This is a genomic window from Nocardia sp. IFM 10818 (genome assembly GCF_054655275.1).
Map to the genome: position 1 here is coordinate 7,791,529 of NZ_BAAHJH010000001.1, position 14,267 is coordinate 7,805,795.

The window sequence follows — 14,267 nt, forward strand, 5'->3', positions numbered from 1 at the left end:
AGTAGGAGGAGTAGTCCGGTTGGGGCGCTGCGGGAGCGGAAAAGTCTTGATATTCCGGAAAGTTCGAGTAATCAGAAAAATTCGAGAAGTTCGAATAGCTTGAATTGTCCGATTCAATCGGCGCAGGGTCGGCCCCGACCGGCGCATCGTCCGGCGCGGCATGAGCGGACGAGCCCGTCCGTATCTCCGGCATGTCACCGGTCAGATCCTGGACGGAAATTCCTCGCCCGCTCCGGCGTCTGCGCCCGCCGCTGCCGGAGGACGCCGCACCCTGCTGCCCATTGCGCGCCAATAGTTCGGCGACGGACAGCTGACTTTCATCGGTCATCGAGACACCGTTTCGATCGTGCCCGACAAGCCGTCGTTGGGGCTGTCGGCTATCGGTTCGCTATCCAGGTCGGTATCAAGTTTTCGCAGGATCAATCCCTCCCGCAGTGCCCAGGGACAGATTTCGAGCGTATCCAATGACAATGCCCGCATACTCGCCTCCGCGACCAGCGCGCCGGCCACCAACTGCTGGGACCGATCGGAACTCACGCCTTCCAATTCTGCCCGGTCTGCCGCGGTCATTCTCGATATGAAGGCGATCAGCTGCCGCAGGCCGGAACTGGTGAGGGTACGCCGCACCCGCGGGCCCGCCGTCGAGGGGGCCGCGCCGGTGAGCCTGGCCAGCGATCGGAAGGTCTTGGAGGTGCCCACCGCCAGATCCGGGCGGCCCACCTCGAGCAGCTGCTTGGCGGGCAGCACCAGCTCGGCGTCGAGCCAGTCCCGCAGCACCGCCACCCGCCGCTTGCCCGGTGGATCGTGGCGCAGCCAGTCCCGGGTCAACCGGCCCGCGCCCAGCTGCAGCGACAGCGCGATATCGGGTTCCTCGTCCGCGCCGTTGCTCAACTCCAGTGAGCCGCCGCCGATATCGAGATTCAGGATGCGCCCGGCGCTCCACCCGTACCAGCGGCGCACCGCGAGAAAGGTGTGCCGGGCCTCGTCCTGGCCGGTCAGGACCTGCAGGTTCACGCCCGTCGCGGCGCGCACCTGGGCCAGCACCTCCTCGGAGTTGGTGGCCTCGCGCACCGCGGAGGTGGCGAAGGCCATCAGCTCCACACAGCCGGAAGTCTTTGCGATGCTGGCGAATTCGCCGACCGTACGGGTCAGCCTGGCCGCGCCCTCGCGGGTGATGCGCCCGTGATCGTCCATGCTCTCGGAAAGCCGCAGGGTGGCCTTCGTCGAACTCATGGGCATCGGGTGGCCACCGCGATGCGCGTCCACCACGAGCAGGTGGACGGTATTACTTCCCACATCGAGTACACCGAGCCGCACAAGAACACGGTACTGGGTGCGTCACGTCTTCAGGCCAGGCGACTGAGCTGTTAGCGTTCCGCGGTGTGACGGCAGGTGCATCCGCGAGTGGTCCGACCGGGCTGCGACCAGCGGCGAAGATCGACCCGGCTCCCGAAGTCGAACTCGATTTCCCCCGGGAATGGGTCGAGTTCGTGGATCCAGCTAATGACGAGCACCTGATCGCGGCCGACCTGACGTGGTTGTTGTCGCGCTGGACCTGCGTCTTCGGCACGCCCGCGTGCCAGGGCATCATCGACGGCCGGGAGAACGACGGCTGCTGCTCACACGGGGCATTCCTCTCCGATGAGGAGGACGGCAAGAAGCTGCACCAGGCTGTGAAAATGCTCACACCCGAGGACTGGCAGCTCATGGACCAGGCCATGGACGACAAGGGCAAGGTCCGCAAGAAGCTCTATCTCGAAGAGGACGAGCTCGACGACGAGCCCGCGCTGCGCACCCGCCGGTTCGACGGCGCGTGCATCTTCCTGAACCGGCCCGGGTTCGCCGGCGGCATCGGCTGCTCGCTGCACACCATGGCGCTGCGCAAGGGCCTGGAGCCGCTGACGGTGAAGCCGGAAGTGTGCTGGCAGCTGCCCATCCGGCGCACCCAGGAGTGGGTGGACCGGCCGGACGGGGTGGAAATCCTGCGCACGGTGATCACCGAATACGACCGGCGCGGCTGGGGGCCGGGCGGTCTGGACCTGAATTGGTATTGCACCGGGTCCCCCGACGCGCATGTCGGGACGCGTCCCGTCTGGGAGGCTTACGCACCCGAACTGATCGAACTGATCGGCAAGCCCGCCTACGACGAGCTGGCGCAGCACTGCAAGCGGCGGCAGGGGCTGGGCATCGTCGCGGTGCATCCGGCGACGGTCATCGCCGAGGAGAAGGCCGCCGAGGAGGCCGCGCAGGCCGCGCCCGCGAAAAAGGCCCCCGCCAAGAAGCGGGCGGCCAAGGCGACCGGCAAGGCCACCGCCAAGAAGGCGACCACCGCGAAAAAGGCGTAGCGACCTGGCGCTAGTTTTCTGAAAACTAAGTATTTCAGAACATGTTTCACTTACTGTGCACAGACCCACCCCGCGTGGGCCGCAGCACAGGAGAACTCATGCACATCACCACCTCCGGGCGCCGGATCGGCGCCGGGCTGGCCGGTCTCACCCTGGCGACCGCCACGGCCGTGGTCGTCGCCGTCTCGCCCACCGCGAACGCCAACGTGGACGCCATCACCGTCTCCAGCGCCATCCCGCAGGTCGGCGGCACCTACACGCTGCACGCCGCACTGAGCGGGGCGTCGGTCGGCCTGCTCGTCTACTGGAGCGACAACGGCGAAAGCCTCACGCCCGCGGGCAAAGTGCCCTGGCCGCCGGGCGAGGCCAGCCTGGACTGGACGCCGCGCACCCCGGGCCAGCACATCATCACCGCCTCGCAGGGCAGCAGCACCCAGACCCTGGTCGTGACGGTCACCGACGGCTCCACCACGCCGCCCGCCACCACGCCGCCGGCCACGACCCCGCCGGTCACCACTCCCCCGGCGACGCAGCCGCCCACGACCACCACACCGGCGGAGGAGACCAAGCCGAACAGCGGCAGTTCCGGCAGCGGCACCGGCAGCGCGAGCCGGATTCTGCGCGGCCTGTTCAGCGGCAGCGGCTCCGGCAGCAACTGAACCGCGCGGACGACACAGGAGAGCGAACAGCCATGCGCAATACACCTCAGCGGATCGCCGCGCGCCGGGCCGGCGTGGGCGTCACCGGATTCGCCGCCCTGGCGGCGGCCGCCGTGCTGACGGCCCCCTCGGCCTTCGCCACCGTCGACTCGGTGACCGTGGACGGCTCCGACCACCGGGTGGGCACCGAGTACACCATCTCCGCCACCCTCAGCGGGGCGGCGGCCGGACTGCTCGTCTACTTCAGCGACAACGGGAACTTCATCGGCGGTGCGAAGGTGCCGTGGCCGCCCGGGCACTCGAGCATCGAGTGGACGCCGGATACCAAGGGGCAGCACATCATCACCGTCGAGCAGGGCGGTTACACCAAGTCGATCATCGTCGACGTCAAGGACGCGCCGCTCGGATCGGGCAGTTCCAGCACCGGCAGCGGCTTCGGGCCGGGCGGGCCGCTGGGCAGCGGCAGCAGCGGCACCACCCCGGGCAATTAGGCCGATCGAGCAGCAGGACAAGGAAACCCATGAGCACCACCATCTCCCGCCGGATCGGCGCCGGGATCGCCGGACTGGCCGCCGCCGCGGCGGTCGCCGTATTCGCCGCGCCGCAGGCCCATGCCACCGTGGACGCGGTGAGCATCTCGGGCACCGCGCCGTACAAGATCGGTACCGAGTACACCCTGACGGCGGACCTCAGCGGCGCGGGCATCGGCCTGCTCGTCTACTGGTCCGACAATGGCGAGAACCTCACCCCCGCCGGCAAGGTGCCGTGGCCGATCGGGAAGTCCAGCATCACCTGGAAGCCCAGTACCGAGGGCCAGCACCTGATCACCGCGTCGCAGGGTGGCAGCACCAAGACCATCGCGATTACCGTCGTGGATCCGTCCAAGCCCACCGAACCGGGCAACCCGGGCGGAGGCGGCGGCGGGAGCGTGGACAAAGTGCTGGGCGGGCTACTCGGAACTCTCACCGGCAGCGCGAGCTGACCTCGGCGGATGTCCGGTGAGTGAGTAGCCGGAAGTGTGCGCGCTACACGTAGGTCAACACTTATTCACCAATACGTGTTAGACATCGTGGCCATGATCAAGAAAACCCTCGCCGTGGCCGCGCTGGCCGCCGGCGCCGTGCTCGCCCTGGCGCCGGCCGCCGGCGCCGATGCTGTCGATCCCGCCAAGTTCTCCGACGTCACCGCCGAATTCGTGCCCTACAACGATCTGAACGTGCTCAGCGCCAAGGAGAACGGCAAGCTGATCATCGTCAGCCCCTACGGCACCTCGGCGACCATCGCCTGCCGCGGCAACGGCAAGGACGTGGCCTACTACGACTGCAAGCAGCAGGATTCGCTGGGCTGGATCAACCTGCAGGAACAGGAGATCCCGGCGCTCGGCAAGGGCTGGGTCTACACCGGCCAGGCGGACCCGAACGCGTAAGCAGGACGCATCGAACGCAATTCGCGCCCGCTTCGGATCACCGAAGCGGGCGCAATGCGTTTCGAAGGTCTACGCCTCGAGCTTGTAGCCGAGGCCGCGGACCGTCACCAGGTGTTCCGGCTTGGCGGGATCGGCCTCGATCTTGGAGCGCAGGCGCTTGACGTGCACGTCGAGGGTCTTGGTGTCGCCGACGTAGTCGGCGCCCCAGACGCGGTCGATGAGCTGGCCGCGGGTCAGCACGCGACCGGAGTTGCGCAGCAGGTACTCGAGCAGGTCGAACTCCTTGAGCGGCAGGGTCACCGCCTTGCCGTTCACCTGCACGGTGTGGCGGTCCACGTCCATGCGGACCGGGCCTGCCTCCAGCACGCTGGTCTCGCCGCCGTTGTCGGTCTCCTCACCCGCGCCGCGGCGCAGCACCGCGCGGATGCGGGCGATGAGCTCGCGCGAGGAATACGGCTTGGTGACATAGTCGTCGGCGCCCAGTTCCAGGCCGACCACCTTGTCGATCTCGCTGTCGCGCGCGGTCACCATGATGACCGGGACGCTGCCGCGGGCGCGCAGTTGTTTGCACACGTCGGTGCCGCTCATGCCCGGGAGCATGAGGTCGAGCAGCACGATGTCTGCGCCGGACCGGTCGAACTCGGCCAGGGCGGAGGGCCCGTCGCCCACGACGGTGACCTCGAAACCCTCCTTGCGCAGCAGGAACGCGAGCGGATCGGCCAGCGACTCCTCGTCCTCGACGATCAGCACACTCGTCATCGGGTTGCCTCCACACCGTTGGTTCTGGCCCGCCCGAGGGAGCGCGGGCCGGTTTCCTTCTTCGCCGCCGGATTCCCGGCGGAAAGTCTCTTGTCGCCGTGTTCGGGATCGGCGGGGTGGGCCGGGATGCGCAACGTGAACGTGGATCCCGTGCCCAGCTTGCTCCACAGCGTGATCTCACCGTTGTGGTTGGCGGCCACGTGCTTGACGATAGCCAGCCCCAGCCCGGTACCGCCGGTGGCGCGCGAGCGCGCCTTGTCGGCCCGGAAGAAGCGCTCGAACACGCGCTCCTGGTCTTCCTTCGCGATGCCGATGCCGCGATCGGTCACCGCGATGTTCACGCAGCCGCCGCGCAGCGATCGGCTCACCGAGACGTGCGAACCGCGCGGGGAGTACGCGATGGCGTTCTCCACCAGGTTCGACAGCGCGGTGACGAGCAGCGTCTGATCGCCGAGCACTTCCAGGCCCCCGGGCGAATCGGTGCTCACCGTGATGCCCGCGGCCTCGGCGGCGGTGCGGGACCGCTCGATGGCCTGGGTGACCACGGTGTCGACGTCGACGGCCTCGAGCTCGGGCAGCTTCTCCGCGCCCTGTAGGCGGGACAGCGCGATCAGCTCGGTGACCATCTTGCCCATGCGGCGGGCCTCGCCGTGCAGGCGCTCACCGAAATGCCGGACCGAATCGGGATCGTCGGCCGACTCCAGCAATGCCTCGGCCAACAGGCTCATGGCGCCCACCGGAGTCTTGAGCTCGTGGCTCACATTGGCGACGAAGTCGCGGCGGGTGGCCTCCATGCGCGCCTGCTCGGAATCGTCGTCGGCGAAGAGCACCACGAAATTGAGGTTCTCCTGCGACAGCGGCCGGGCGACGCCGCGGACGGCCAAACGGGCGCGGCCGGGCAGCGGAATCTTGGCGGTGAGCTCGAATTCGACATCGTTCCCGGTGGCCAGCACCGTCTGCACGGCGGCCCAGGCCCGCTCGTCGAGCAGCCGGTCGTGCACCACGCCCAATTCCTCGGCGCGCGGGTTCACCAGCACCACGTCCCGGTACTGGTCGACCACCGCGATACCGCTCTCGGAGGCGAGCACGATCAGGTCCAGCACCTGCGACATGGTCAGGCCCGGATCCGCGGCGGCGCGCCGCTGCTCTTGGCGGGCGTTCACATACGGGATGAGCAATCCACCGACAGCCAGTCCGACGACGGCCGCCAGGACTGCCAACAGCACGGCCTGTGGAACGCTCACACTTTGAATCGTACGGTCGCCGACCAGTGGTCAAACCCCGGGTGGGGGAAGTTTCACGCAGGTCACGGGCACTTCCTTGCTTGTTAGCCCGTCGTTTACGCAATGTTCGGACTGTACGGGGCGGGATTTCGGCAGATTTCGGGCAACCGCGGTCGGCGCGTCGGCCTCAGTCCCCGGGATCCCCGTACAGGGCCGCGCGCACGGCGTCGCCATGCCGGTCCGCCCAGACGCCGAGCGCGAAAATCGGTGTCAGCAGGTCGATTCCGGCCGGCGTGAGGGCGTACTCCACCCGCGGCGGAGCCTCCGCGTAGCGGCGACGTTCCAGCAACCCCATCCGCTCCATGCGCCGCAAAGTCTGGGTGAGCATCTTCTGACTGATGCCGCCGATGGCGCGCCGCAGCTCCACCGGGCGCAGGGGCCCGTCCCGCAGTGTGTAGACGATCACAGTCAGCCAGGAGTTCCCGAAGATGTCCACGGCCAGCCGGGCCGGGCAATCGGATTCGTAGTCGCCGTAGGCCGGGAATTCCACCCGCCCGATATCCGTCTCGACCGTCACCGTTCCAGCATGTCAGCGCCGATGCGCACCCGCGGGTGCGCATCGGGATTCGTAGCGTCCGATTCGTAGGCACGAACTAGGAGTTCACATGCGAATCGGAATCATCGGCGCCGGGCAGATGGCGCGGGCGCTCGGCGGCGGCTGGGCGGCGGCCGGGCACGAGATCGTGATCGGGGCGCGCGATATCGCGCGGGCGGAGCAGACGGCGGCGGCCGCCGGCCACGGGGCGCGCGGGGCCACCATCGCCGCGGCCGCGGCCTGCGGCGAGGCGACACTGCTGGCACTGCCGGTGAGCGCGTTGACCGACGTGCTGTCCGAGGTCGGCGTCGTGTTCACCGGGCACACCCTCATCGACTGCACCAATGCGTTCGCTCCCGACAGCGGCGGCTTCACCCTCGCCGAGGACGCCGTGGCCGAACGCATTGCGGCGACCGTGCCGGGGGCGCACGTGGTGAAGGCGTTCAATCTGTGCGCCGCCGAGGTCTGGGAATCGCCCCGGCGGGAATTCGAGGGCCGCACGCTCATGGTTCCGCTGTGCGGCGACGACGCGGCGGCCGTGGCGCGGGTGGCGGCGCTCGCGGAGGATCTGAAGCTGCGGCCGGTGCACGCGGGCGGACTGCGGCAGGCCCGATACCTCGAAGCCGCATCGGTATTCGCCGTTGGCCTGTGGTTCGCCGGTCAGGACGCGCGTGCCATGTTCCCGCCCCTGGAAGCGGCCTTCGCCGTGCCGGACGGCGACTAGGCCGCCGGCGGGTGCGGCCGGGACCGGGCGCGCACAACGCTGTGCTCGCCCGGGCGGCGGCGGCAGTCACCAACCGGGATTGCCGCGGACCGGGATGTTCACGTAGCTGGGGTCGTCCGGATCGAGCAGCAGGTGCTGCGGCCGGAAGCCGGTGTCCATCAGGATCGCGGTCGGCGGCAGGCCCTTCGGGAAGTTCCCGGCGTAGACGTCCACGCGCAGGCGGTGGCCGGGTTGCAGGACGGCGTCCACGCCGGGAATCGAGATGTCCAGGGCCACCGGCACTCCGGGCACGGTGAGCTGCCGGGTGTCGAGGGACAGGTCCGGGACCGGGTCGGTGAAGTCGCCATTGGCGAGGCGGATGCTGCGGGATTCGTCGATGGTGCGCAGGGAGGCGACGAGCTGGCCGGAGGACAGCGTCACCGAGGCGCCGTCGGGCGCGACGTCGTTGACGGTGGCGACCCAGTAGCCGTCGGCGGCGTCGTGCACGGTGTTGAGGTGCACGGCGATCGGGCCGGAGACGGTCGTCGCCGCCGCGACCGGCGCGCTGGTGAAGGTCAGGCCATTGGATTCCCAGATGCGGGAATCCTTTCCGCAGGCGTCGAAGACCGACAGCACGCCGATGGTCTGCTGCGCCGCGTCCCGCGAGCACAGTCCGGTCAGGCCCGGCGCGACGGTGAGGCGGGCGAGGTCGCCGGGCTCGGTCAGCAGCGAACCGTCGTGCACGCTGTGGCCGCCGGTGCCGCTGGGCGCGGCGGACAGGTACATGCGCTGGTATTCGGCGCCCTCCTGCGGGAAGTCCGAGGCGGTGATCCAGCCTCCGCCTTGCTCTTTCATGGTGATCGGCCCGAATTCGTCGATGCCGTTGTCGATCCCCTTGAGCCACTTGTCGAACCAGGCCCGTTGCAGCACATCCATGCGCGGCGGCTGACCGGGCCGGCCGGATTCATTGCCATTGGAGACGTGGTAGCCGTCGCCGATCAGGATCTGTTTCGCACCGGGGGCCAAGGGCATTCGCCGGTACACGTCGGCCTGGGAGGCGACGAAGACGTCGTGCCAGCCGCCGGTGATGAAGGCCGGTGCGGTGATGTTCTCGGGAGCCGTCTCCCAGGAGAGCCGGGTGGGGCTGTCGGCGTCGAGCAGTTGGCGCACTTTGGGGCTCAACTGATCGATGTCGGGTTGCAGGAACACTTCCAGCAGGGCGTCGACGAAGGTGAACGGATCGGCGAGACGGTCGGACAGCCAGGTCATATCGAAGCGGCCCTGCAACAGCGAGACCATATCCGGCACCAGCTTGCCGCCATTGACCGCCGCCAGCCACATGGGCATGAAGGTGACGCCGATGGCGCCGCCGGGCGCGACCAGATCGCGGAAGGGGTTGCGGCTGGGCACGACCGGGAAGATGGCCTGCAGCGCGGGCGGTTGCTTCGCCGCCGCCTGCAACTGGTTGAGCCCGGAGTAGGAGACGCCGGTCATGCCGATATCCCCGGTGGACCAGGGCTGCCGCGAAGCCCAGTCGATGGTTTCGATGGTGTCCTGTTGTTCCCGCTCCCCCAGCAGATCCCAGATGCCTTGGGAGAAGCCGGTTCCGCGCACGTCCACCACGACCTGGGTGTACCCGGACTTGATGAGCTGGCGGTCCACGGTGAAGGTGCGCATGAGCCCGCCGCCGAGCGCCTTGGTGAGATCGGTGAGCCCCGAGAACGGCGTGCCGGTGAGATCGATATTCCGCGACAGTTGTTCGATCAGGCTCCACAGCACCGGCACCGACATGGCCGAATCGGCGATCATGGAGCCGAGTTTCGTATAGGGCGTGAAATTCACGATGGTCGGCGTGGGCTCGGTGATGGGCCGTCCCGAGGCGTCGGCCGGGTGATACACATTGGACTTCAGCACGGTGCCGTCGCTCATGGTGATCGGCACATCCCATTCGATGTACACATTGGGATAAAGCTGTGGACCGTCGTGCGCCGCAGCCCATTCCAGGCCCGCCGGACCGCCGTCCGGTCCGCTCACCGCGGGCGTCGCGGCCGCTGCCGGCGCGAGCAGAGCGACCGCCGCGGTCATCGCGACCAGGGATTTCAGTAACAAGCGCATAGTGCCCCAACCACCTCTATGCCGATCAAAACCTACCCAAAAGTAGGGTGCGGCGGGGACCTCGGAGGCGGATCGCCGAAAAATGGTGTAACTGCACAAAATAGAAAAACCCCGGGTGTGCACGCCGTTGTGCACGCCCGGGGAGTTCATCCCCGAAGGGACGGAATCACCAGCCGGTGTTCCCGCGGACCGGGATGTTCACGAAGCTCGGCCGGTTCGGATCCAGTTGGATGTGCTGCGGTTTCAGGCCCGTGTCGATCAGCATGGGCAGGATGGGCAGGCCCTTCGGGAAGTTGCCCGCGAAGACGTCCACGCGCAGCCGGTGCCCCGGCTGCAGGATCGCCTCGGTGCCGCTGAGCGGAATGTCGAGGGTGGTGGCCTCGCCCGGCACCACCGGCAGCTGCTTGTCCAACGAGGTGAACAGGCGCGGATCGGTGTAGTCGCCGTTCTCCGAGCGGGCGCTGCTGTCCTCGTCGACGGCCCGCAGCGAGGCCACGACCTGGCCCGAGGTCAGCACCGTGGAGGTGCCGTCGGGGGCGACGTCGTTGACAGTGACGGTCCAGTAGCCGTCCTCGGCGTCCTGAACGGTATTGAGGCGCACCGCGATCGGGCCCGAGATGGTGGTGGCCTCGAGCACCGGGGCGCTGGTGAAGGTCAGCCCGTTGGTCTCGGCGATGCGAGAGTCCTTGGCGCAGGCGTCGATCAGCGACAGGAAGCCGGCGGTGGCCTGGGCGGCGTCATTGGAGCACAGGGTGCTCAGGCCCGGGGCGACCGACAGGCGCGCGGTGTCGCCATTGGCGTCGGCGGTGAGCGAACCGTCGTAGAGGCTGTTGGCGGTGCCGCTCCGCTGCCCGGACAGGTACATGCGGCGGTAGCGGGCCGCCTCGTCGACGGCCGCGGATTCCCCGAAGCCGTGCTGGGTGATCCAGCCGCCGCCCTGCTGGCGCAGGGTCACCGGGCCGTAGGTCTCGATGCCGTTGTCGATGCCCTTGAGGTGCTTGTCGAACCAGGCGCGCTGCAGCACGTCCAGCCGCGGCGGCAGGCCGGGCTTACCGGCCTCGGCGCCGGAGGTGATGTGGTAGCCGTTGCCCATGAGCAGCTGCTTCTGCGACCCGGCCGCGAGCGGCATCTCGTTGTAGATCTTGGATTCCGAGTAGGTGAACAGGTCGTGCCAGCCGCCGACGACGAAGGTCGCGGCCCGGATCCGGCTGGGATCGCCGAGCCAGCCCTGGCGCGCCACCGAGAGGTCGTTGAGCAGGCCCTCCACCCGCGGGTCCAGGCGGGCCATCTCGGTGCTGGTGTAGGCCGACATCAGCACGTCCAGGTAGGTGAACGGGTCGCCGACGCGATCATTGAGCCACTGGAAGTCGAACTTGCCCTGGGCGATGGCGGCCAGATCCGGCACCCACTTGAGGCCGTTGATGGCGCTCAGCCACAGCGGAATGAAATTGAAGCCGAAGCCGCCGCCGGGCGCGAGCACGTCATTGACGAGGTCGCTGCCGGGGACGACCGGGAAGATCGCCTGCAGCGCGGGCGGCTGCTGCTCGGCGGCCTGCACCTGATTGATGGCCGAGTAGGACAGGCCGTTCATGCCGACCTTGCCGTTGGACCAGCCCTGCCGCGACGCCCAGTCGATGACCTCGACGGTGTCGGCCTGCTCGCGCTGGCGCAGCATGTCCCACTCGCCCTGCGAGAAGCCGGTGCCGCGCACGTCCACGACGACCTGCGTGTAGCCGGACTTGATGAGCTGGCGGTCGACGCTGAAGTTGCGCAGCTGGCCGTTGCCCGCCGCGTTCAGCAGTTCGCCGAAGCCGGAGATGGGGGTGCCGGTCAGGTTGATGGACCGGAACAGGTTGACCAGCGCATCGGACAGCCCCGGGATGGCGAAGGCGCTGTCGGCGACGTTCGACACCAGCTTGGTGTAGGGCGTCATGTTCACGATGGTCGGCATGGGCGCGTCGATGGCGCGACCGGAGGCGTCGGCGGGACGGTAGACATTGCCCTTGAGCACGGTGCCGTCACTCATGGTGATGGGCACGTCCCATTCGATGGCGACGTTCGGATACTGCTGCGGACCGTCCTCGGTCGCGGTCCAGGCCGCGCCCGCGGCGCCGCCGTCGGGGCCGATGGCATCGACTGCCGCATCCGCCGCGGTCATGGCGGTCATCGGGAGGAGCAGAGCGGCCGCGGCGGTGAAAACCGTGGCCCGTAGCGCGTGCTTCATCGAACGTGATCTACCTCTCGCAAATGGTCGAACGACCAGAGCATAGCTACTCAAAAGTAAGTTGCAAAGCGCGGTTACTGTTACCAGCTTTTGACGGGCAATACTTCGGCAAATTGAGTGCAGGCAGATGCCCTCGGTTCAGTGAATCATCCATCGGCGCACTGTGATCCCCATCGCATTACGGAACCGTAGGGTATTTCAGACAATTCGAGCGGGAAATGAAAAACGCGCCGCAGCCGAGAAATTCGGCTGCGGCGCGTCCCGCGTTACAGGGTTACTTGCCGCCCTGGTTGGCCACGGCGGCGGCGCCGGCGGCGGCCGCCTCCGGGTCGAGGTATTCACCCTTGCCCAGCGGGCGCAGGTTCTCGTCCAGCTCGTACTTGAGCGGAATGCCGGTGGGGATGTTCAGCCCGGCGATGTCCTCGTCGGAGATGCCCTCCAGGTGCTTCACCAGCGCGCGCAGCGAATTCCCGTGCGCGGCAATGAGAACCGTCTTACCTGCGCGGACATCCGCGGAGATGGTGTCCTCCCAGTACGGCACCATGCGGGCCACGACGTCCTTCAGGCATTCGGTCAGCGGGACCTCGATGCCGTCGTAGCGCGGATCGCCGGTCTGGCTGTACTCATTGGCCGGATCGATGGGCGGCGGCGGGGTGTCGTAGCTGCGGCGCCACAGCATGAACTGCTCGTCGCCGTACTCGGCCTTGATCTCGGCCTTGTTCTTGCCCTGCAGCGCACCGTAGTGCCGCTCGTTCAGGCGCCAGTCCCGCACCACCGGAATCCAATGCCGGTCACAGGCATCGAGGGCATTGTTGGCGGTGCTGATGGCACGGCGCAGCAGCGAGGTGTAGACGATATCCGGGAGAATGCCGTGCTCGGCCAGCAATTCACCGGCACGCTTGCCTTCGGCAATGCCCTTCTCGGTAAGACGGACGTCCACCCAACCGGTGAACAGGTTCAGGGCATTCCATTCGCTCTCGCCGTGGCGCAGCAAAACGAGGGTGTACGTCATGGGGTCATCCTGCCACGGGCGGATGAACCGGCGACCTGCACCCTCTCCCGGTTGGCGGCGGCCGCTAGGGCCACTCCACCTCGTGGAATCCGACCGTCATGCCCACCGTCTGACGATGCCTGCCGCCGCCGGGCTCGCGCACGACCAATTCCAGGCGTAGCTCCGAGCGAACGGCGTCCACACCCCAGACCACACCGCACGCGCCGCTGAACGGCCCGTCCGAGAGGTAGACGACATCACCATGAGCGAACTCGGTTATCCCCACGCCGCCCCAGGGTAGCGGCGGAATTCACGGTTGCACCGCAAGCAGGGCCGCGCCCGCGAGTGTCGCCTGATCGGTGAGTTCGGAAGGGACCACTCGCAGTTCGCGCAGGAAAGTGAGGCGCGCGTGCTTCGCAGCCGATTCGCGCAATGGCCCCCAGAGCAACTCCCCGGACTGCGCGAAACCACCGCCGACCACGACCAGGTCGGTGTCCAGCAGCGCCGCCGCGGAGGCGATGGCCATGCCCAGCGCATTCCCCGCACGGGCCAGGGCGGCCACCGCGATCCCATCGCCGGACCGCGCGGCCTGCGCCAATTCCACGCCGGTGTGCCCGGTCCAGCCCTGGCGGCGCGCCCAGCGCACCGCGGACTTCCCGCTCGCGACGGCTTCCACGCAGCCGAATCCCCCACAGGCGCAAGGTTCTTCACTGCCCGCCACGACAATATGGCCGACGTGGCCCCCGTTTCCGGTGCGGCCCATGACGACCCGGCCATCGGACATGACCCCGCCGCCGATGCCCGAGGACACGGTCATGGCGAGAAAGTCCGGCACCCCCTTCGCCGCGCCCCAGCGCTGTTCGGCCAGCGCCAGGCAGACGCCGTCCATGGCGAAGCGGATCTCGGCCTGCGGGAACAACTTCCGCACCGAGTCCACGAGAGCGAAGCCGTCCGCCCACTCCGGGATGTTCAGCGGACCGGTCGATCCGGCGCGCACATCGATCGGCCCGGCCGAGCCGATGCCGACCGCGGTCACCTCGGACGCCCCGGCGACGGTGGTCAGCAATGCCCGGCAGGCGTCCCACACATCGGACTCCGGCACCGCCACTCGCCGCACATTCTGTACGGCGTCCTTGGAATTCACCGTGCCCGCAGCGAATTTCGTAGCGCCGATATCGAGTGCGAGCGCGACCATATCCACCGTCTCCGTTTCGCCGATTGCGAGCG

Annotated in this window: 15 protein-coding genes; 6 read left to right on the forward strand and 9 right to left on the reverse strand. The window is 68.1% G+C overall.

Annotation, left to right across the window (positions count from 1 at the left end; genetic code table 11):
- Window positions 1-324 precede the first annotated feature (324 nt).
- On the reverse strand, window positions 325-1,317 hold the full coding sequence (locus ACYQ5L_RS36040; protein WP_459962682.1) for a Ppx/GppA family phosphatase: 993 nt from the start codon (window positions 1,315-1,317) through the stop codon (window positions 325-327).
- Between the two features lie 65 nt (window positions 1,318-1,382).
- On the opposite strand from ACYQ5L_RS36040, the gene ACYQ5L_RS36045 reads away from it, so the two are divergent.
- The 5 genes from ACYQ5L_RS36045 to ACYQ5L_RS36065 all read left to right on the forward strand — a co-directional run bounded on the left by ACYQ5L_RS36045 (window position 1,383) and on the right by ACYQ5L_RS36065 (window position 4,430).
- Window positions 1,383-2,345, forward strand: coding sequence for a DUF3109 family protein (locus tag ACYQ5L_RS36045; RefSeq protein ID WP_459962684.1), 963 nt, complete (start codon window positions 1,383-1,385; stop codon window positions 2,343-2,345).
- A gap of 98 nt (window positions 2,346-2,443) precedes the next feature.
- Window positions 2,444-3,004 (forward strand): hypothetical protein, encoded by a 561-nt coding sequence (locus ACYQ5L_RS36050; protein WP_459962686.1) that lies wholly within the window; start codon window positions 2,444-2,446, stop codon window positions 3,002-3,004.
- Between the two features lie 32 nt (window positions 3,005-3,036).
- Window positions 3,037-3,495, forward strand: a complete 459-nt coding sequence (locus ACYQ5L_RS36055; protein WP_459962687.1) for a hypothetical protein — start codon at window positions 3,037-3,039, stop codon at window positions 3,493-3,495.
- Between the two features lie 29 nt (window positions 3,496-3,524).
- Window positions 3,525-3,986 (forward strand): hypothetical protein, encoded by a 462-nt coding sequence (locus ACYQ5L_RS36060; RefSeq protein ID WP_459962688.1) that lies wholly within the window; start codon window positions 3,525-3,527, stop codon window positions 3,984-3,986.
- A gap of 75 nt (window positions 3,987-4,061) precedes the next feature.
- The gene (locus ACYQ5L_RS36065) at window positions 4,062-4,430 is read left to right on the forward strand and encodes a hypothetical protein (protein ID WP_459962689.1); all 369 of its coding nucleotides are present in this window, start codon (window positions 4,062-4,064) and stop codon (window positions 4,428-4,430) included.
- A 69-nt stretch (window positions 4,431-4,499) separates the two neighbouring features.
- Here the strand turns inward: ACYQ5L_RS36065 and ACYQ5L_RS36070 are convergent, their stop codons facing one another.
- From ACYQ5L_RS36070 to ACYQ5L_RS36080, 3 genes are all read right to left on the reverse strand, one after another.
- The gene (locus ACYQ5L_RS36070; protein ID WP_379201042.1) at window positions 4,500-5,189 is read right to left on the reverse strand and encodes a response regulator; all 690 of its coding nucleotides are present in this window, start codon (window positions 5,187-5,189) and stop codon (window positions 4,500-4,502) included.
- On the reverse strand, window positions 5,186-6,433 hold the full coding sequence (locus ACYQ5L_RS36075; RefSeq protein ID WP_459962690.1) for a sensor histidine kinase: 1,248 nt from the start codon (window positions 6,431-6,433) through the stop codon (window positions 5,186-5,188). Before ACYQ5L_RS36075 ends, ACYQ5L_RS36070 begins: the two co-directional genes overlap by 4 nt.
- Before the next feature lie 166 nt (window positions 6,434-6,599).
- Window positions 6,600-6,989 (reverse strand): winged helix-turn-helix transcriptional regulator, encoded by a 390-nt coding sequence (locus ACYQ5L_RS36080; protein WP_459962691.1) that lies wholly within the window; start codon window positions 6,987-6,989, stop codon window positions 6,600-6,602.
- A gap of 88 nt (window positions 6,990-7,077) precedes the next feature.
- Here ACYQ5L_RS36080 and ACYQ5L_RS36085 point away from each other — a divergent pair, with 88 nt between their 5' ends.
- Complete coding sequence (locus ACYQ5L_RS36085; protein ID WP_459962692.1) at window positions 7,078-7,731, forward strand: NADPH-dependent F420 reductase; 654 nt, start codon at window positions 7,078-7,080, stop codon at window positions 7,729-7,731.
- 66 nt (window positions 7,732-7,797) lie between these two features.
- Here the strand turns inward: ACYQ5L_RS36085 and ACYQ5L_RS36090 are convergent, their stop codons facing one another.
- The 5 genes from ACYQ5L_RS36090 to ACYQ5L_RS36110 all read right to left on the reverse strand — a co-directional run bounded on the left by ACYQ5L_RS36090 (window position 7,798) and on the right by ACYQ5L_RS36110 (window position 14,235).
- Complete coding sequence (locus ACYQ5L_RS36090) at window positions 7,798-9,825, reverse strand: CocE/NonD family hydrolase (protein WP_459962693.1); 2,028 nt, start codon at window positions 9,823-9,825, stop codon at window positions 7,798-7,800.
- A gap of 166 nt (window positions 9,826-9,991) precedes the next feature.
- Window positions 9,992-12,049 (reverse strand): CocE/NonD family hydrolase, encoded by a 2,058-nt coding sequence (locus tag ACYQ5L_RS36095; RefSeq protein WP_459962694.1) that lies wholly within the window; start codon window positions 12,047-12,049, stop codon window positions 9,992-9,994.
- 274 nt (window positions 12,050-12,323) lie between these two features.
- Window positions 12,324-13,061 (reverse strand): phosphoglyceromutase, encoded by a 738-nt coding sequence (locus tag ACYQ5L_RS36100; protein WP_379201031.1) that lies wholly within the window; start codon window positions 13,059-13,061, stop codon window positions 12,324-12,326.
- A gap of 64 nt (window positions 13,062-13,125) precedes the next feature.
- Window positions 13,126-13,326 (reverse strand): hypothetical protein, encoded by a 201-nt coding sequence (locus ACYQ5L_RS36105; protein ID WP_459962695.1) that lies wholly within the window; start codon window positions 13,324-13,326, stop codon window positions 13,126-13,128.
- 24 nt (window positions 13,327-13,350) lie between these two features.
- On the reverse strand, window positions 13,351-14,235 hold the full coding sequence (locus tag ACYQ5L_RS36110) for an ROK family protein (protein WP_459962696.1): 885 nt from the start codon (window positions 14,233-14,235) through the stop codon (window positions 13,351-13,353).
- Between the last annotated feature and the right edge of the window lie 32 nt (window positions 14,236-14,267).

Coding starts and splice junctions, on each gene's coding strand:
- ACYQ5L_RS36050 (WP_459962686.1), top strand. CDS start 2,444: ATGCACATCACCACCTCCGGGCGCCGGATCGGCGCCGGGCTGGCCGGT.
- ACYQ5L_RS36055 (WP_459962687.1), top strand. CDS start 3,037: ATGCGCAATACACCTCAGCGGATCGCCGCGCGCCGGGCCGGCGTGGGC.
- ACYQ5L_RS36060 (WP_459962688.1), top strand. CDS start 3,525: ATGAGCACCACCATCTCCCGCCGGATCGGCGCCGGGATCGCCGGACTG.
- ACYQ5L_RS36070 (WP_379201042.1), bottom strand. CDS start 5,189: ATGACGAGTGTGCTGATCGTCGAGGACGAGGAGTCGCTGGCCGATCCG.
- ACYQ5L_RS36085 (WP_459962692.1), top strand. CDS start 7,078: ATGCGAATCGGAATCATCGGCGCCGGGCAGATGGCGCGGGCGCTCGGC.
- ACYQ5L_RS36090 (WP_459962693.1), bottom strand. CDS start 9,825: ATGCGCTTGTTACTGAAATCCCTGGTCGCGATGACCGCGGCGGTCGCT.
- ACYQ5L_RS36095 (WP_459962694.1), bottom strand. CDS start 12,049: ATGAAGCACGCGCTACGGGCCACGGTTTTCACCGCCGCGGCCGCTCTG.
- ACYQ5L_RS36100 (WP_379201031.1), bottom strand. CDS start 13,061: ATGACGTACACCCTCGTTTTGCTGCGCCACGGCGAGAGCGAATGGAAT.
- ACYQ5L_RS36110 (WP_459962696.1), bottom strand. CDS start 14,235: ATGGTCGCGCTCGCACTCGATATCGGCGCTACGAAATTCGCTGCGGGC.